The sequence below is a fragment of the Bacillus sp. z50 genome, assembly GCF_058313585.1.
The window spans coordinates 18,941-36,987 of sequence record NZ_JBZFQL010000004.1; the positions used below are offsets into that span (position 1 = coordinate 18,941).

Genomic DNA, 18,047 nt, shown 5'->3' on the forward strand with positions numbered 1-18,047 from the left:
AAATAAGCAACCTGGATTAATCAGATTGCATTAACTTTCTTTTTTAATTCTTCGTTTCTTAATAGTTCTTTCACCTTTTGATCCATTCTTTCGATTTCTTGAGCAGGGGTTTTCCACCAGTTTCTACTCCAGATTCTTTCGATTGTCCATCCTCGGCTTTCAAGGAATCTTTGACGATAGATATCCCGTTCTTTTGCATTGGCCGAGCTATGGTACATTGCTCCATCACATTCAATCCCCAAAATATATTTGGAAGAATCATTAGGATGGACGATGGCCATATCGATTCTGTACCCGGACATTCCTACTTGCGTATGGACTTCATACCCTAAATTTCTTAATTGATTATAAACCTGTTCTTCAAAGGGGGAATCAAAATGCAGTGCCAGTTCTTGTACATGTGTATTTACATTATCGTTAATTTCTTGGACAACCGACTGTATTTCCTCTCTGTTAGTACGTGAAACGGCTCTTACATATTTTAAATATGATTTAAGAAGCTTTGGTCCAATTTGTGCTGTGCCCGCAACATTCAGCTCTTCCGGCTCGATACTAGATACTACAATAATACGTTCCTTTGCTCTTGATACGGCTACATTCAATCTATTTTCTCCACCATATTGGTTAAGCATTCCGAAGCGATTATAGACCTTTCCTTCTTCATTTTTAGCATATCCTATGGAGAAAATAATGATATCTCGTTCATCACCCTGAACATTTTCAATATTTTTCACAAATACTCTTTCATCCAGTTCTTTTGACATCACTTGATTATAAGCAACATTGAATTCTTGATCGTTTGCAGCCGATTTTTCAATGATATCCAGTATTTTTGTTTGCTGTTTGGCATTAAAAGTAATAATACCGACAGTTTTATCGGGCTGCTTAATCAATGTTTCTTTTAATAGTCTATAGACCTCAAGTGCTTCTACTTCGTTTGATTGATTGATCCATCTGCCATTCACTTTTTTCCATTGGATAGCTGGAGGATCTTTTAAAGGCTCGACATTGGGAGCAATCTGAACATGTCCATTATAAAAAGCATGATTAGAAAAGTTAATGAGTTCCTCAAATTTCGAACGATAGTGCCACTGAAGAATTTTTTCTGGAAACCTTCTTTTCGCTAGATTTAATAAACTTTGCGATTCATCAACATCATATTCTTCTTCATCATCTTCATTTACAAAAGATGACTGGAACATATTAAATGGCGGCAATTGCTTTTCGTCTCCAGCGACAATTAATTGTTTTGCTCTAAAAACGGCAGGAAGACCGCTTTCCACTGTACATTGAGAAGCTTCATCGAAAATTACCAAATCAAATAAATCATCATTTAACGGGAAAATTGAAGAAACTATTTCGGGTGATGCCAACCAAACCGGCATTAAATTCACAAGACCCTTCTCAGTAAATTCATTCACTAATTTGCGCAGTGGCCAAATCATCCTCTTTTTCCCTGCCTGATGTTTAAGATCTCTCATTTCCCTCGGGTAAGCTTTCTTAAGCTCCTCGACTGATTGTGTCAATTGATGAATTAAATATTGGTTAGCAACTTCTCTTTTTCGGTCAACCAGTTGACTAAACTTTTCCCGTATCCTTGAAAATTCGCTCGTTGAAATCTTCTTAACTTCAGGATATTTATTTTCCGTTTCATCAATCCAATGAATATATGCCGAGTTTTTAAATAACTGGACCCAGTACTCCGGTAGAGCTTGTTCAGAAGCAGGACTTTTCATGCTGAGTTCTTGAATGATTTTCTTCGTGACCTCTGAACACTCTTCCCAATATGAATCCATTTGCTGTAAGTCCTCAAAATCTTGATGAATATACTCTAATAATTGATCTAATTCCTGTAATGGAATATCTCCATCCGCAATTCTGCTTTGATAATTTTCGATCATTTTTTCATCGAAATATTTTTTTAGCTGGTTGATTTCATCAGACATTTTCTTTGTTTCTTTACCTAATTGATTCATGATTATAAGGGCTTGCTTAATTTTGATCCAGTCTGCAGAACTTGTTCCTTTAAATTTTCCGCCCTCTAATAACTCTTCGATAATTGCTTTACCAGAAAAAGAGGTCCACCACCATATTCTCAAGCCTTGCAGTGTCTTTTTACCAGTACCCTCTAAATCAGGATAAATGCTATCTAACTTGTCACCTACCAGCCATGTATACGCAGGTGTAATTTTTTTGTAATCTAAGGAATCCAAATAATCAGAGGCGTTCTTCGCTTTCACAATTAAATCATTCAGAAGTTCTACTAGGTTAAGCTTATCTTTAATGGAAAATCGAGCAAATGATTTACGCTTTTTCAATTCGTAAGACTCGCTGCCGAATCGCTCGTACCATTCTGCATAACTGTATATTTTTCCGCTGATCTCATCTAATATATCTTTATTTAACTCACTTAAGACAGGTTTTAAATTTAGCATTTTGCTCATATTATCTAATAATGTTGCTTTTCCGTATAAATCATACAAACGATACCCAAAATCCTGGTACTCATAAAGCCCTTTAGCAATATCATTTAATAGCTTTTCATGAGTAAACAAGCTATTTGATGTAGATTTTAAATCTTCAAGTGACCGATCAAATAATACTCTATTAGTCTCAAGAACAGCACTAATTTTATTATAAAGCGGCTTTCGATCTGTTTTTTCATCATGCACCAAAGCTATATGATTGGATAATCTCAGCCCGTCTAAGCGTTGGTATACTACATCTAGAGCAGCCCTTTTCTGACAAACTACTAATATTTTCTTTCCCTGACTAAGTGCGTCTGTAATTAAATTAACTATAACCTGGGATTTTCCTGTTCCTGGCGGTCCGTGAACAACAATCCCTTTCTTATATCTCGCTTCTTTTAATATTTCCTCCTGTGACCCATCCGTAACAAGCAAATTCATTATATCCGGTTCTTCATTAGTCTGATTATCTTCATTGTTTATATCTTCTGCTGACTCAAACTCTTGTGGTTCTATCAATTCACTGACTAACGATGATAGATTAGATTCTTCTGAAAGGTCTATCAAGGCATCAAAGTCTTTAACTAGTGAAGAACCCCCTTGTGGAAAGTTCCCGATAATCGCATTTTCCAATAGTACAATTCCAGTGGATTCAGGAATTTCATCCCTCTTATATTCTTTTAACTTTGTGAGTCCTTCATTAGAATATGAAAGATTAATATCATGCGCCCTGAAGAAAGTATCCCATTTTTCCCTCTCATAAGAATTAGCGATTTCTGCAGCCTCTTCGAAAAATTCTTCGGTAAACTGGACACTATTTAATTTCTTAAACGCCAAAAATAAAGTTCGATTGATTTGCGGACCACCTTCTTCCACACGAATGATCCATCTCTGTGTATTTACCTTACTTTTTTCTAAACGAAGTGGATATAAGAATAGGGGAGCCTGAAAAAAAGTCCCATCAGAGAGGCTTCCTGATATAAAGGGGTAGCCTAAATAAAAGTCGTGAATACCTGTTTCTTCTTCAATTCCTTTTATATTTCGCAATAAATCTGTGAGTTTTTTCGAAATGACCATTGAATCTTCATTCTCTATTGTTGGCTTAAGTAACGTAATTTCACCTTTAGACTGCATGACGATTTTCTTTACAATAGCTTCACTGATTTTTTCATTATTGTTTGATAACTTATCTAGTTCAGTTAAATCGAAACTCCATTTATTGTAGATTTTCAATAATCGAATAGAGCGATTACGACGACTAATATCATTCAATTTATCTCTCATATGAATTAGTTTTTCTTTCACCGTTTTACCTTCTTTCCAGATAAAAAATTCTACACCTCAAAAAGGAAGAGCATGCGCCCTCCCCATAACTTATTGTTTTAATACAGAATATATTCAACGGAATTGGAGTGTTAGATCTTCTAAACAGGTATCAATTATCGGCTTTTTCAATTTTATAATACCATGAAAATGGAATTTTTCTTCCAAGTTACACAAATTACCAATCATACATTCCACATGCTGTTACTAGCCCTCTCCAGCCCTCTTACAACCGCTTTTGCATCCATCCATTTAAATTTTAGAATACAATTAATGGGTTCTCTTTCATTAACCTTTTGGTTTAAAAATCAAGGCTGCGATAAATCCAAAGACTATCGCTGCCGTTATGCCTGATGATGTAATTTTAAACATTCCGGTTAACACGCCAACGATGCCATGCTTCTCTGCTTCCTCTAAAGCACCGTTTACAAGCGAATTCCCAAAGCTTACTATCGGAATAGATGCCCCAGCACCTGCAAAATCCAATAATGGTTCATACCATCCAAAACCACCCAATATAGCGCCAATGACAACAAATGTCGAAAGAGTATGGGCAGGCGTTAATTTTGCTACATCAAATAGAAGCTGTCCAATCACACAAATAATGCCTCCTACAACAAAGGCCCAAAAAAACATTGCCAGCATATATGCTCCTCACCTTTCAACGCTATAGTCTTTCAATAGCAACTGCGTGTGCTATACATGGAATGGACTCCCCTTGCTGGAAGGTCAGCGGAGAAAGAAGCGCTCCGGTTGCTGCCAGTAAGATGCGTTTATATGTACCCTTTCTCATTTCATTAAGTAAATGGCCATATAGAACAGTCGCGGAGCATCCTGCACCGCTTCCACCTGATCTTACTGGTTGATCGTCTTTATAAATCATTAAACCGCAATCCCTAAATTTTTCTTTATTTAGCTTTAAGCCCTTCTGCTCCAGTAAGTCAATCGCAGTGTCATGACCAATTTTCCCAAGGTCACCTGTAACAACAAGGTCATAATAGTCCTCGTCAAGGTTTAAATCCCTGAAGTGATGATAAATCGTATCTGCTGCAGCAGGTGCCATCGCGCCTCCCATATTAAATGGATCCTTCAATCCCATATCAACAACTTTACCGATGGTTGCACTGGTTACAACGAGCTTACTTTCAGATGAGTTATCATTCTTCTCCACCAAGGCAACTCCCGCCCCCGTTACGGTCCATTGGGCAGTTGGCGGTTTTTGACCGCCATATTCTGTTGGATACCTGAATTGCTTTTCTACGGTTGTATTATGGCTTGAGGCACCAGTCAATATCTTGTTGGCACCGTCATAATTAATAATAAAGGATGCCAGTGCAAGGCCTTCCATAGATGTTGAGCATGCACCAAACAGCCCAAAATATGGGATGGCCAATGTCCGGGCTGCAAAGCTAGTAGGTGTGATTTGGTTAATTAAATCTCCCGCAAAGAAAAATTGAATATCACGAGTTTGCAATTTCTTTTTATCCAAAGCTTTTTGAACCGCTTCCTCAATTAATACACGGTTCGCTTTCTCATATGTTTTCTGATTTAGCCAAAGATCATCATGAATAATATCAAAATCATCAGCCAAACGGCCATTGCCTTCAAAAGGACCGACAGCTACGCCTGTAGAGGAAATGACAGGATGATTATGCAGCACCCAGGTTTGTTTACCAGTTAGCATATTAACCTCCTATAACCATTAGATAGATTTGCTTTACTAATGCAACGACAAATGCTGAAAAAACACCATATAGGATTACAGTTCCAGCCAATTTAAATATATTTCCTCCTACCCCAAGCACAAATCCTTCTGTTCTATGCTCAATCGCTGCTGAAATGACGGAATTACCAAATCCCGTAACTGGAACAGCACTTCCCGCTCCAGCAAATTGGCCAATTCGATCGTAAACCCCAAAGCCTGTTAATAACATAGCTAAAAATATCATCGTTGCTACAGTTGGGTTACTGGCTGTTTGCTCAGTAAAATTAAAATAAAATATATACATATACGTAATAACTTGTCCTAGTAGACAAAATAGCCCACCTACAAAAAATGCCTTAATACAATTCTTTACAACAGGACGTTTTGCTTCATATTTTTGTTCCAGCTCTTTATATTTTTGTTGTTCAGGGGTTAGTTTTTCATTCTTTTTATTTGCCATATGTACACCTGCCTATGCCATATCCTTCTGTAGTTTCATTATTTTATCAAACCATTTTCCAGCTTTTTTCTTGGAGTAACCTTTATCCTTCACATTCACGATTAACTCGACTGTTTCAAGAAATATTTTCATATCACTTGATACAGTAAAATCAAAGGATTTAAAGTTTTTCTTTAACTCCTTATCTAATTTACTTTCGATACTTTTCATTCGAAAGCGTTGCATATGCTTAACCTTGTACGCAACCAAAATATCTTTATCCTTTTGGACAACAGCCACATCGTAGATTTCTTTATGGGAAGCTACTTTCTCTTTTATTTTCTCTAATGGTGCCTTTGAATGATCACCAAGATAAACGGGATCTTGATCCACGGATTGAATAAGTGACATCTTGGCTTCTTTACTGCTTGAGTCACCGGAACATCCGCTTACTATTGTGAAAAACATAGCTATAATTAAAAATACAGAAATCCTTTTATTCATAGCACCATCACCCCCTCATTACAAATTGAAATTATTATCCTGTATTGTTTGTTAAACACGGCATTTTATCCAATTTATTTGGAATAACATTAGATGTAGCTTAATTGCTGCATAACAACCTAAAATAAAAAAAACTGCTGACTAAACAGCAGGTTATGGTTGTAAACGACCTTTTTTATTATTTTTTGTACATCCACAGTTTTTTTTCTTTTGCTTGGAAGGCGTTCTCTTGATTTGGCTTGCTTTTTGTTTTGGTATCTTCATAAAAGGGGTCCTCCTTCCCTGATTAGGACTCATACAGTATAAGTATGTAGGAAGGTTTGGTTTGTCTAATACAGATAACCAGATCCGATACAGAAGTATTTTAAAAACGAACTATTTTTATTTCTTTTATTTGCTGCAATGTATATTTAATCCATTTCTTCCCAAACGCAACTTTAATATAGACATAATCCCCCTTTACTTTTTCAATCGTTCCCCTCAGCCGCTTCCCATCTTCCACTATAAAATCGCAGACCGGGCTCGACATGAGCGACGGCATTTTGGAGAGATAGGTGACTAATTCCTCCTTCGTCATATCCTCTATACGTTTACGCTTTGTTTTTCCATTCGCTTCACTTACATCCAATAAATCAGGCTCCCGTTCTTTCAGCAAATCAGTATATTGTTTCTTTTCTATCTCAAAGCTTAATAATGGGGGCTGCTGCTGCAAACTATCATCACTATTTCCCTCTTCAAGTCCTTCACGCGAATTATCTTTATCAGCAATATGTTGTTCCCATTCCTGTTGCTGATTAATTTTATGCATCAATTCTTTAGTCGCAGTATTTGTAAAAAAGTCATCTATTTCCACTATTTCTTCTTCACGCAATCGTCTCATTATTTGCTCCTTATCAAGCCAAGCATTTGCTGGCAGTGCACTATTAATCTCATTATGGCTCATATAGTTACCTCCTTAGCTTCTATCTGCTATATATATGTGCAAAAGACTGTAGATATATCTGAGCTCCCCTCTTTGCTGAAAGCGTTAATTATGGTTTATCATGACATTGCCTGCCCATAGCCAATTTTTCGCAAAAAAACCGCTCTCTGACAATTGCAGAGGAGCGGTTCATACTATTTTTATTTTCTTATTTAACGCTGTTTCATTTTTGGATCAAGGGCATCTCTCAGTCCATCACCCAATAAATTAAATCCTAGGACAGTTAACATGATAGCCAATCCTGGGAAAAAGAGCGTTCCGGGAGCCTGTACTAAAAAACCCTTCGAATCCGCCAGCATTTTTCCCCATTCAGGTGTCGGTGCCTGTGCTCCCAAACCGAGGAATCCAAGCGCCGCTGCTTCTATAATTGCTGTTGCAATTGCCAATGTTGCCTGAACAATAATTGGTGTCATACTGTTTGGAAGGATATGACGAAAGAGAATTCTTGAATCCTTCATACCAATTGCATTGGCTGCCATAATATATTCCTCTTGTTTAACACTCAGTACTCTAGATCTTATGAGGCGGCCAAAATTCGGAATATTTATAATGGCGATTGCAATCAGGGCATTTTGCAGAGATGGCCCTAAAATAGAAATAATCGCGATTGCCAATAAGATACTTGGAAAGGCAAGAAGGATGTCAAAAAAACGTGAAATAATTGTATCAATCCATCCGCCATAATATCCAGCTACAAGCCCCATTATTGAACCTACTATAACAGAACCCAGTACAGAGAAAAATCCAACGGATAAGGATATACGCGCACCATATAATATTCGTGAAAGAATATCCCTCCCAAAGTCATCTGTTCCAAACCAATGTTCAGCAGATGGCGGTTTTAAACGGTCTGTCAAACTAACCTCCTTATATCCATAAGGAGCAATAATCGGAGCTAATAATGCCAATAATATAAAGAATAAGACGATACCAAGGCCCACCATTGCCAAACGATTACGTTTAAAGGCAGCCCATGATTCCCCCCATGGAGAAACCACTTTTTCATCCATTACCAATGGTGTCTCTTCTGTATTTCGTACTAATTCCCCCAATGTCTACACCACCCTTTATTTGGAGTATTTAATTCGTGGATCGACCAATGCATAAAGGAGGTCGACAACTAAGTTAATGAATACAAAAGCAGCCGCAATCAGTAAAATACCAGATTGAATAACCGGATAGTCACGATAGCCGATTGCTTCATATAAATAACGCCCTATGCCCGGCCAAGCAAAAATAGTTTCTGTCAGAATAGCCCCTCCAAGAAGTAATCCTGTTTGCAGCCCTATGACAGTTAAAACCGGAATAAATGCATTTTTCAAAGAGTGCTTGTACACCACCCAAAACATACTGACACCTTTTGCACGTGCTGTACGAATAAAATCTGATTTCATAACTTCAAGCATAGTCGATCTTGTCATCCTAGCAATAATGGCCATTGGAATAGTTGCTAAAGCGATACTTGGCATAATCAAATGCTTAACCGCCACAAAAAATTGATCGAAATCACCTTGCAGCAACGTATCCACCAAATACAAATTAGTTATCGCATTGATTGGATCTCTGATATCTTCACGTCCCGTTGTCGGTAACCAACCCAGCTGAAGGGAAAAAGCCCATTGCTCCATTAACCCCAGCCAAAAAATAGGCATGGATACTCCAATTAAGGCTAATATCATAGCTAAATAATCAAACCAGGAATTTGAAAACCACGCACTGATGATGCCGGCATTTACACCAATAACGATGGCAATAATCATCGCAACTAGCGTTAATTCTAGCGTAGCAGCAATATATGGCCATATCTCACTAGTAATCTCTGCATTCGTTCTAATGGATGTACCCAAATCACCGGTAAACAAATTCTTAATATAATCTATGTATTGAACATACCAGGCTTTGTCCAATCCAAGCTCTTGAGTTAAAACTGCAATGGACTCTTTTGTTGCCCTTTGCCCTAAAATAACCTGTGCCGGATCTCCAGGAATGGCTCTGACAATGGCAAATACAATCAGCGTCATTCCAAACAGAACCGGTATAACAGACAGAATCCTTTTCATTGTATAAGAAAACATCTGTATGCACCTCCATAATAAACAGGCGCCCCTATATGAATCATCCATGTAAAGGCGCCCTTACTTAACACAGTTTTACTTGAATTCTACATTCTTTAAAATATCTGATCCGGTCGGATGCGGTATAAGTCCCGTTAAATCAGCTGATGCTGCCAACAAAGGCGTTGAGTGAACGAGCGGAATCCACGGTGCATCTTCATGGATAATTTCTTGAGCCTGTTTATATAGCTCATTCCGTTTGTCTTGATCAACAATTGTTTGCGCTTCAATTAAAATGTCGTGGAGCTTATCATTCGCGTAATAGGAATAGTTGTTAGATCCGATTGAATCTTTATCAAGCAATGTATAGATAAAGTTATCAGGGTCTCCATTATCACCTGTCCAGCCCAGCATATAGGCCGGGAACTCGCCAGCTGCTGCCTTTTCAAGGTATGTAGCCCATTCTACAGTTTGAATTTCTGCCTTAACTCCAATTTTTTCAAAATTTGCCTGAATCGCTTCTGCAATTTTCTTTCCTTCTGGTATATATGGACGCGGAACTGGCATAGCCCAAAGATCCATTTTAAATCCATCCGGATAACCAGCTTCTTTTAATAATTCTTTTGCTTTATCTAAATCAAATTCATAATCCTGAATTTCATCGTTATAGCCTTCCACTGAATCCGGCAGAGGATTTTTCGCTGGTTTTGCCATTCCTAAATAGAAAGCATCAATGATAGCTTGCTTATCAACGGCATGGCTTAAAGCCTGACGGACTTTTGGATTATCAAATGGTTTTTTCGTTACATTAAAGCCAAGATACCCAACGTTCATGGAAGGACGTTCAATAGCCTGTAAATTTGCATCTCCTTTAATTGTTTCAAGGTCTGATGGGTTTACACCGTCCATCACATCAATCTCACCAATCTTTAATGAATTCAAACGTGCCGAGTTATCAGGAATCGTACGGAAAATAATTGTTTTTAATTTTGGCTCTCCGTCTACATAATAATCTTCATTCTTTTCAATAACGATTTTGTCATTTGCTTTTTCTTTAAATTTATACGGACCGGTACCAACTGGATTTTCCCGGAACTTATCACCATCTTTTTCAACTGCAGTAGGGCTGGCAATTCCAAAACAGCTCATTGCAATATTTTTAAGGAAGGTCGCCTGAGGTCTTTTCAAAGTAAATTGAACAGTCGATTCATCAACCGCTTTTACTTCCTTAATGACATGCCCTTCATCTTTTTTATAGCCGCCAAACATGCTGTAATATGGAAACTGATCAGCATTGCCATTCATCCATCTGTTAAAGTTGAATACTACTGCTTCTGCGTTAAAATCAGTACCATCATGAAACTTAACGCCTTTTTTCAATGTAAATGTATATGAAAGACCATCATCAGAAGCCTCCCATTTTTCAGCCAACCCAGGTTGCAGCGTCGTATCCTGTTTACCGTAAGTTAGCAGTGTATCAAAAATATTAATCGTGACTTTAAATGACTCTCCTTCGGTTGTCGTGATTGGATCTAACGAAGTGGAATCACCGCCACGCCCAAAAACAAGTGTATCCTTTGTATTTCCTTTCTCTTCACTGCCTCCACCTTCAGTCTCCTTGTCGCCAGAATTACATGCTGCCAGTACAACGCTTAGCATTAGAATACTGACCATAGCCAATAAAAGCTTTTTCATATGAAACCCCCTCTTATATTTGTTTATTATCATTGCTGTCATGTTCACCATGGAGATGACATGCAGCATAATGATCCCCTTTTATTTCTTGGTATACTGGATTAATAGTCTTACAAACTTCCATTGCATGCTGACATCTAGTATGGAATGCACAACCACTCGGTGGATTGGATGCGCTTGGGATGTCTCCAGTTAAGATGATGGATTCACGTTTAATATCAGGGTCTGGTATTGGTACTGAAGATAATAAAGCTTGTGTGTACGGGTGAAGAGGGTGTTCGTATAACTCTTCGCTGCCCGACAATTCTACCATTCTCCCCAAATACATGACTCCAACGCGATCACTAATATGCCTGACAACCCCCAGATCATGTGCTATAAAAATATAAGTAAGTCCAAATTCTTTTTGGATATCCTTTAACAGGTTTAGTACCTGGGCCTGTATGGATACATCAAGCGCAGAAACAGGCTCATCTGCAATAATTAATTTAGGTTTTGTCATTAGGGCTCGGGCAATACCGATCCGCTGACGCTGACCGCCACTGAATTGATGGGGATAACGTTTTAAATGATAGGAACTGAGTCCCACAACATCTATCATTTCTGCTACCCTATTTGCCCGCTCCTTCTTATTGCCAATGCCATGAACAATTAAAGGTTCTTCTAATATTTGCTGGACGGAATGCCTCGGATTTAATGACGCATAAGGATCCTGAAAAACCATTTGAATATCACGTCGCACTTGTCTAAGCTGCTTTTTTGACATAGACATGATTTCCTTATCTTCGAAGACAATACTTCCTTCTGTTGGGTCAATCAATCTCATTAATAATCTGCCGGTTGTTGACTTTCCACAGCCACTTTCCCCAACAATCCCAAGAGTTTCCCCTTTTTTCACATGAAAGGATATATCATTGACGGCTTTTACTTCACCAATCTTCCTGCTCAAAACTCCTCCATTAATAGGGAAAAATTTCTTCAGGCCTTCAACTTTTAATAGCTCCGTCATGATGGATGCCTCCTTCCTGTCCCTGATATAATAGGCACCTTACCCATTGATATTGGGGAGACACCTTTTGTAATTCCGGAGTCATTGTGGCACAGGCAGGCATGGCATATTCACAACGCGGAGCAAATACACAGCCATTTTGAATCATTCCTGGTTTCGGAACATTACCTGGAATGGAATATAATTTACTATCTTTCTGCCGGATGTCGGGTACAGATTTCAGTAATCCTTTTGTGTATGGATGTTTAGGATTTTTAAATATATCCCTGACCGTTCCTTTCTCAACAATTTTTCCTGCGTACATAACAAGAACGCGATCGCATATTTCAGCCACCACTCCAAGATCATGAGTAATGAGAATGATTGATGTTTCAGTTTGATTATTTAAATCTTTCATCAGCTTAAGAATTTGGGCTTGAATGGTAACATCAAGTGCCGTAGTCGGTTCATCTGCAATCAATATGTTTGGTTTGCAAACCATGGCCATCGCAATCATAACCCTCTGTCTCATACCGCCTGATAACTCATGTGGATAATTTTTCATTAAATCAGCAGCCCGAGGCAGCCCTACCTGCTTTAACATTTCCATACATTCAGTACGCGCCTTAACTTTATTACTGTTTCTATGCAGCCTGTATGCTTCAATCATTTGTTGGCCGATTGTAAACAAAGGATTAAGAGAAGTCATCGGTTCCTGAAAGATCATAGATATCCGATCCCCGCGAATTTTCCTCATTTTTGATTCGGATTTTTTTAATAAATTGTCTCCCTCAAAATTAATGACTGCCTGGGGATCAACAATAGCCGGCGGTTGTGGAAGCAGTCCCATAATGGATAAAGAGGTCAAACTCTTCCCACTTCCTGATTCACCAACAATACCAAGAATTTCTCCTTTATGAAGTTGGAAATCGATATTCTCAACTGCAGGAACCAATTTTCCATCATCCATAAAAGAAACGGTTAAATGGTTTACATCTAAAACCACAGTGTCATCCAAGCCATTCCCTCCTGCGTAATATTATTATGTAATTTATTAAAATATTTAAAATATTATGATTTATTATGTCACAGCTTTTCCCAATTGACTATCATTTTATTAGAAATTTATAACATTTTTATTGTATAGGAGAATAATATTGGATCTTAACACAATAATGAAGGGGGAACAGTTCCACTTTATTTAGGTGATTGATTGACTGATTTACACAGTAACACTTTTCATAAAAAAAACTCTCTATTTCAAAAGCGGTTATCAAAGCCACCTTGCAATAGAGAGTCATTTTATTTATAAGCTTAAGATGTGATACCCTGAATCCACATGGATATTTTCCCCCGTAATTCCCCGGGACAATGGACTGAACAGGAATAGGGCTGTGTCTCCCACTTCCTCCTGGGTTACTTGTCTGCGCAAAGGTGCACGCTCTTCAAATACTTTTCGAATTTCATTAAAATCGCCGACTCCTTTGGCCGACAAGGTTCTGATTGCTCCTGCTGAAATAGAATTTACTCTTACGCCGTTAGGCCCAAGATCATTAGCCAAATATTTCACACTTGCTTCAAGTGAGGCCTTGGCCACACCCATGACATTATAGTTTTGGACTACTCGTTCACCACCAAGATAAGTAAGAGTAACGATACTAGCCCCTTCATTCAGGATTTCTTTTGCTGCTTTTGCAACAGCTGTTAATGAATAAGAGCTAATATTTTGGGCCAATAGGAACCCGTCCCTCGTCGTGTTCATATACTCACCTTTAAGCTCTTCCTTATTGGCAAAAGCAATACAGTGCGCAATCCCGTCTATCTTTCCATATTTTTCTCTAATCGTAGCAAAACATCCTTCGATTTCATCATCTTTTGTAACATCACATGGCAGGACGAAGGTCTCTTCTCCACCCTCTAAGCTGTTTACAAGGTCATAAACACTCTTTTCCATTCGTTCCCCTGCATATGTAAAAATTAATCTAGCACCAGCCTGGTAAAGTGAATTAGCTATACCCCAAGCTATACTTCTTTTATTTGCCACACCCATTACAACAATAGTTTTCCCATCCATACTTAAGTTCATAGGAAGGATTCCTCCTTAAATAATTAACACAAGTTATTAGTACCTACTACTAATTTAAACTAAGTAAAGAAGAATCGCAACCATTTTCTGTTTTTTCAGCTAAATATATCATGTGAGATAACCCATAAAGAGAGTAGCCATTCCAAAGTAAATAAGAATACTTATTAAGTCATTAATGGTCGTAATAAATGGTCCTGAGGCTACAGCAGGATCAATATTCATCTTATGCATCAATAAAGGCACAAGGCTACCCGCTAATGTGGCGACAATTAATGTTACCAGTATGGAAATACCAACGAGGGCAGCAAGAATTAGTTCACCTTTCCAAACATAAACGATAATGGTAACCACGATTCCACATGATATTCCGGTTATAAGTCCTGTTCCCGCTTCACGCCAAAGGAGCTTTAGCTTGTTTTCATCCTCAATTTGCCCTGTAGCAATTCCTCTCACTATAACAGCCAAGCTTTGTGTACCTGTATTCCCAGCCATCCCTGCAATTAAGGGGATGAACACCGCCAGAATTGCCTTTTTCGATAAAGTTTCTTCAAATTGACCGATTAAATTAGCGGTAATCATGCCTAGAAATAATAATATAATCAACCACGGGAGTCTTTTACGGGCAGATGAAAAAGGACTTTTATCTATGTATTCCATATCGGATACCCCTGCTAATTTGGAATAATCATCGGAAGCTATTTCATACATAACATCAATCATATCGTCAAATGTTATAATGCCGACCAGATGATGCTGAAAATCAACAACCGGCATCGCAACGAAATCATAGTCTCTCATTTTTCGAGCTATTTCTTCCTGATCATCGCTTACTTTCACCGAATAGACCTGTTTGTTCATTAATTCAAAGACCATTGTATCATCATCTGCCACAATCAAATCACGCAGGGATAGTACCCCTGTTAATTTTTGCTTTTCATCCATAACATAAATATAATAAATTAATTCAGCATCCTGTGCTTCCTTCCTCACTAGTTTCATGGCAGATCCTACTGTTTGATTCTCTGCAATGCTTATAAATTCAGTCGTCATGATACTTCCTGCAGTTGATTCCTCATAGTGAAGCAAATGCATGATATTTTGCGATTGTTCTTCATCCATTAAAGACAAATAACTGATTATTTGTTCCTTATCCAAATTACTGAGCAAATCAACAGCATCATCCGGATGCATTTCAGCTAAAATAGAGGCGGCATATCGAGGATCCATTTCTGCTAAAATTCTCTCTACAATCTCTTCTTCATATTCATAAGCAAGATTCCCTATTAGCTCTGCCATTTCATCCGGTGAGAGAAAGTGATGAACAGTTGCCCGTTCTTTTTCTTCTAAATTCGCATAAAACTTTGCCTGATCATAGGGGTGAATATCTAAAAATATAATCCGAAACTGTTGGAGGTTCTCTTCTTTTAATAAACGCAGTAAATCTCTTTGCTTGCTTTCCTGAATTTCCATTTTAGAGGTCACCATACCTTTTTTTATGTCGTTTAAGGCGTATCTATCATACCCTTTACAATTTCCTAAATAGATATAATTGAAACCCTTTAAAAAAGGGTAATATAGAGGTAATAGAAGGAAGTGATGCAAATGATCTATGATTGTATAGGCGATGTACATGGTTGTTATGGGGAATGTATCGAATTATTCCACAAACTGGGTTATCAATTTAATGAGGATAATATTCCTGTCCATCCAAACGGAAATACCCCTGTCTTTATAGGCGATATTACTGATCGAGGACCTAATTCTATAGAGATGATTAACCTTGTATGGTCATTAACCATACAACGGAAAACTGCCTTATATATACCGGGTAATCATTGCAATAAACTATATCGTTATTTCCTAGGCAATAAAGTAAAGGCTGTACATGGCTTAGAGACAACGATTGCTGAACTTGAGGCTTTATCTAAACCAGTAAGAAAGAAGGTGCGCGACCATTTTATGCAATTATACGAGTCAGCTCCTCTTTATCTTGTCTTAGATCAAGGTAAGCTTGTCCTTGCACATGCCGGTATCAAAAAAGAATTTATAGGAGCAACACATAAGGGTGTTAAAACATTTGTTTTATATGGGGATATAACCGGAAAAACACTGCCGGATGGAAGACCAGAACGAAGGGACTGGGCACTTCGACATCCAGGTGATCCGATTATTGTCTATGGGCATACGCCTGTCCGCGAACCAAGAATTAAAAATAATACGTACAATATCGATACAGGAGCTGTATTTGGAGGAAAATTAACTGCTTTGCGTTACCCAGATATGGCCCTTTTCTCAGTAACCTCCTCTCAACAGCTTGTTCCAGAAAAATTTCATACTTATGACAATTAATTCTAGTAATTAAAGGTGTCTGATTGTCCTATTATGCGACATTCAGCACCTTTTTATTTTCCAAGAAAACTTTTGGTTAAAAAAATCGAATTATCCTCGATCCAGAAGTAACTCATTACATAGGTCAACACATACTCCTTGTGAAAGGTATTGATTGAGCATTGTCTCCAAATCAATTGATATGTCATTGTCTATCAGGATTTTCTCAAGTTGTTGGTATGTTATTTTTGGAGTTATTTCAGCTCTTTTATCAGGAAACATGGTCCTGATCGCCTCATTCATAGCTGTCTTTTTATGTTGGAGATGCCTTACTGTAGAAGCAAAGGTAAGGATTGTTTCAATAAAACCAACTTCGGTTGGATTCAAATGATTATCAGCAATCCATTCATCTATTGTTTTGATGTTATTTACCATTATTTTCACTCCTTTTAAAATACTTATTTGCAAAACTTTATTTATCCTCAGTTTATTTATTTTAAAAATAGATATATCTGCTCAAATACTCATAAGCCCTATATTAATTGCATCATATCTTCTGGTAATTCACTCTCAAACGAAAGTTCTTTCCCCGTTATTGGATGAAGAAATTTCAACGAATAACAATGTAATGCCTGCCGCTTAATCAGTTGTCTGCTTTCCCCATATAAATCATCACCTATTAGCGGATGCCCCAAATGTGCCATATGTACTCGTATTTGATGCGTTCTTCCGGTTTGCAGCTTTAATTCCACAAGTGAATACCGTTCAAATAATTGCAGCGTTTTATATTCCGTGCATGCATATTGGCCATCTTCCCGTACCTCACGTTTAATAATGCTGGTATCCATACGGCCAATAGGTTCTTCCACTGTTCCAGCCAAGGGTGTAATCACACCGGTGACGATTGCTTTATATTTTCTCTCCACCGTTTTTATAGATTTAGACAAACTTAATAAATGGTGTATATGGCGATGCTTGGCTATTAAGACCAAGCCAGACGTATCCCGGTCCAATCTTGTGACAATATGAACGGTCGCTGAATGGCCAATTTGTTCATAATGGCCAATGATTGCATTGGCTAAGCTACCGGCTGGATGCTCTCTAGATGGAATTGTAGACATGCCGGCCGGTTTTTCGACGACCATTACATAGTTATCCTCATAGATAATAGAAAGAGGTATCTTCTCACCTATCAGCTGCTCACTTCCCACCTCTTTCGGGAAGATTACGGTAACCTGATCACCAGTTTTTAATATGTATCGCACCGTCACTTCTTGCTGATTAACAAAAATATAACCACCCTTAAATTTAATATCTGCCAACGCTGATTTTGATATTTTTTTATCCGCCAAATATTCTCTCAAAACTTTATTGCTTTCCTGATTTTCTACTGTCCACTCTAATGTAAATGGCTTCACCATGGAGACCTTCCTTTTCATTATTCATATTTATAGCTTTTTAAGCTAAAGGATTAT

At 37.9% G+C, this 18,047-nt stretch carries 16 protein-coding genes; 1 reads left to right on the forward strand and 15 read right to left on the reverse strand.

Annotated elements, in window-relative coordinates; all coding sequences use genetic code 11:
* Positions 1 to 20 precede the first annotated feature (20 nt).
* From AC4G3N_RS12655 to mgtE, 13 genes are all read right to left on the reverse strand, one after another.
* Positions 21 to 3,773, reverse strand: coding sequence for an AAA domain-containing protein (locus tag AC4G3N_RS12655; protein ID WP_491090308.1), 3,753 nt, complete (start codon positions 3,771 to 3,773; stop codon positions 21 to 23).
* Between the two features lie 306 nt (positions 3,774 to 4,079).
* On the reverse strand, positions 4,080 to 4,436 hold the full coding sequence (spoVAE, locus tag AC4G3N_RS12660) for a stage V sporulation protein AE (protein WP_066101378.1): 357 nt from the start codon (positions 4,434 to 4,436) through the stop codon (positions 4,080 to 4,082).
* Positions 4,437 to 4,458: 22 nt separating this feature from the next.
* Entirely contained in the window at positions 4,459 to 5,475 is a 1,017-nt protein-coding gene (spoVAD, locus tag AC4G3N_RS12665) for a stage V sporulation protein AD (RefSeq protein ID WP_066101379.1), read from the reverse strand.
* 1 nt (position 5,476) lies between these two features.
* Positions 5,477 to 5,956 carry a stage V sporulation protein AC gene (spoVAC, locus tag AC4G3N_RS12670; RefSeq protein ID WP_066101382.1) on the reverse strand — a complete coding sequence of 160 codons (480 nt, stop codon included), beginning with the start codon at positions 5,954 to 5,956 and terminating at the stop codon, positions 5,477 to 5,479.
* Positions 5,957 to 5,968: 12 nt separating this feature from the next.
* Positions 5,969 to 6,439, reverse strand: a complete 471-nt coding sequence (locus AC4G3N_RS12675; protein WP_139891419.1) for a sporulation protein — start codon at positions 6,437 to 6,439, stop codon at positions 5,969 to 5,971.
* Positions 6,440 to 6,803: 364 nt separating this feature from the next.
* Positions 6,804 to 7,382, reverse strand: coding sequence for a hypothetical protein (locus AC4G3N_RS12680; RefSeq protein ID WP_491090309.1), 579 nt, complete (start codon positions 7,380 to 7,382; stop codon positions 6,804 to 6,806).
* A 191-nt stretch (positions 7,383 to 7,573) separates the two neighbouring features.
* Entirely contained in the window at positions 7,574 to 8,431 is an 858-nt protein-coding gene (gene nikC / locus AC4G3N_RS12685) for a nickel transporter permease (protein WP_066102359.1), read from the reverse strand.
* A gap of 57 nt (positions 8,432 to 8,488) precedes the next feature.
* Positions 8,489 to 9,496 carry an ABC transporter permease gene (locus AC4G3N_RS12690; RefSeq protein ID WP_066101395.1) on the reverse strand — a complete coding sequence of 336 codons (1,008 nt, stop codon included), beginning with the start codon at positions 9,494 to 9,496 and terminating at the stop codon, positions 8,489 to 8,491.
* Between the two features lie 75 nt (positions 9,497 to 9,571).
* Entirely contained in the window at positions 9,572 to 11,170 is a 1,599-nt protein-coding gene (locus AC4G3N_RS12695; protein WP_491090310.1) for an ABC transporter substrate-binding protein, read from the reverse strand.
* A 13-nt stretch (positions 11,171 to 11,183) separates the two neighbouring features.
* The gene (locus AC4G3N_RS12700; protein WP_139891422.1) at positions 11,184 to 12,179 is read right to left on the reverse strand and encodes an ABC transporter ATP-binding protein; all 996 of its coding nucleotides are present in this window, start codon (positions 12,177 to 12,179) and stop codon (positions 11,184 to 11,186) included.
* The gene (locus AC4G3N_RS12705; RefSeq protein ID WP_373925457.1) at positions 12,157 to 13,176 is read right to left on the reverse strand and encodes an ABC transporter ATP-binding protein; all 1,020 of its coding nucleotides are present in this window, start codon (positions 13,174 to 13,176) and stop codon (positions 12,157 to 12,159) included. Before AC4G3N_RS12705 ends, AC4G3N_RS12700 begins: the two co-directional genes overlap by 23 nt.
* A gap of 288 nt (positions 13,177 to 13,464) precedes the next feature.
* Positions 13,465 to 14,244 (reverse strand): enoyl-ACP reductase FabI, encoded by a 780-nt coding sequence (gene fabI / locus AC4G3N_RS12710; protein WP_066101403.1) that lies wholly within the window; start codon positions 14,242 to 14,244, stop codon positions 13,465 to 13,467.
* A 108-nt stretch (positions 14,245 to 14,352) separates the two neighbouring features.
* Entirely contained in the window at positions 14,353 to 15,714 is a 1,362-nt protein-coding gene (mgtE, locus tag AC4G3N_RS12715) for a magnesium transporter (protein ID WP_066101407.1), read from the reverse strand.
* A 132-nt stretch (positions 15,715 to 15,846) separates the two neighbouring features.
* Between mgtE and prpE the strand changes: the two genes are divergently transcribed.
* Complete coding sequence (gene prpE / locus AC4G3N_RS12720) at positions 15,847 to 16,593, forward strand: bis(5'-nucleosyl)-tetraphosphatase PrpE (protein ID WP_139891574.1); 747 nt, start codon at positions 15,847 to 15,849, stop codon at positions 16,591 to 16,593.
* A gap of 90 nt (positions 16,594 to 16,683) precedes the next feature.
* Here prpE and AC4G3N_RS12725 read toward each other — a convergent pair whose 3' ends face one another.
* Positions 16,684 to 17,007, reverse strand: a complete 324-nt coding sequence (locus tag AC4G3N_RS12725; RefSeq protein WP_491090311.1) for a hypothetical protein — start codon at positions 17,005 to 17,007, stop codon at positions 16,684 to 16,686.
* 98 nt (positions 17,008 to 17,105) lie between these two features.
* A complete protein-coding gene (locus AC4G3N_RS12730) occupies positions 17,106 to 17,993 on the reverse strand; it encodes an RluA family pseudouridine synthase (protein ID WP_066101416.1) in 888 nt (295 codons plus the stop codon).
* Between the last annotated feature and the right edge of the window lie 54 nt (positions 17,994 to 18,047).

What these genes read in the sequence shown, in the direction of transcription:
- AC4G3N_RS12700 (WP_139891422.1), bottom strand. Translation starts at nt 12,179, where the DNA reads ATGACGGAGCTATTAAAAGTTGAAGGCCTGAAGAAATTTTTCCCTATT.
- nikC (WP_066102359.1), bottom strand. Translation starts at nt 8,431, where the DNA reads ATGGATGAAAAAGTGGTTTCTCCATGGGGGGAATCATGGGCTGCCTTT.
- spoVAC (WP_066101382.1), bottom strand. Translation starts at nt 5,956, where the DNA reads ATGGCAAATAAAAAGAATGAAAAACTAACCCCTGAACAACAAAAATAT.
- mgtE (WP_066101407.1), bottom strand. Translation starts at nt 15,714, where the DNA reads ATGGAAATTCAGGAAAGCAAGCAAAGAGATTTACTGCGTTTATTAAAA.
- AC4G3N_RS12725 (WP_491090311.1), bottom strand. Translation starts at nt 17,007, where the DNA reads ATGGTAAATAACATCAAAACAATAGATGAATGGATTGCTGATAATCAT.
- fabI (WP_066101403.1), bottom strand. Translation starts at nt 14,244, where the DNA reads ATGAACTTAAGTATGGATGGGAAAACTATTGTTGTAATGGGTGTGGCA.
- AC4G3N_RS12690 (WP_066101395.1), bottom strand. Translation starts at nt 9,496, where the DNA reads ATGTTTTCTTATACAATGAAAAGGATTCTGTCTGTTATACCGGTTCTG.
- AC4G3N_RS12695 (WP_491090310.1), bottom strand. Translation starts at nt 11,170, where the DNA reads ATGAAAAAGCTTTTATTGGCTATGGTCAGTATTCTAATGCTAAGCGTT.
- AC4G3N_RS12730 (WP_066101416.1), bottom strand. Translation starts at nt 17,993, where the DNA reads ATGGTGAAGCCATTTACATTAGAGTGGACAGTAGAAAATCAGGAAAGC.
- AC4G3N_RS12680 (WP_491090309.1), bottom strand. Translation starts at nt 7,382, where the DNA reads ATGAGCCATAATGAGATTAATAGTGCACTGCCAGCAAATGCTTGGCTT.
- spoVAE (WP_066101378.1), bottom strand. Translation starts at nt 4,436, where the DNA reads ATGCTGGCAATGTTTTTTTGGGCCTTTGTTGTAGGAGGCATTATTTGT.
- AC4G3N_RS12675 (WP_139891419.1), bottom strand. Translation starts at nt 6,439, where the DNA reads ATGAATAAAAGGATTTCTGTATTTTTAATTATAGCTATGTTTTTCACA.
- spoVAD (WP_066101379.1), bottom strand. Translation starts at nt 5,475, where the DNA reads ATGCTAACTGGTAAACAAACCTGGGTGCTGCATAATCATCCTGTCATT.
- prpE (WP_139891574.1), top strand. Translation starts at nt 15,847, where the DNA reads ATGATCTATGATTGTATAGGCGATGTACATGGTTGTTATGGGGAATGT.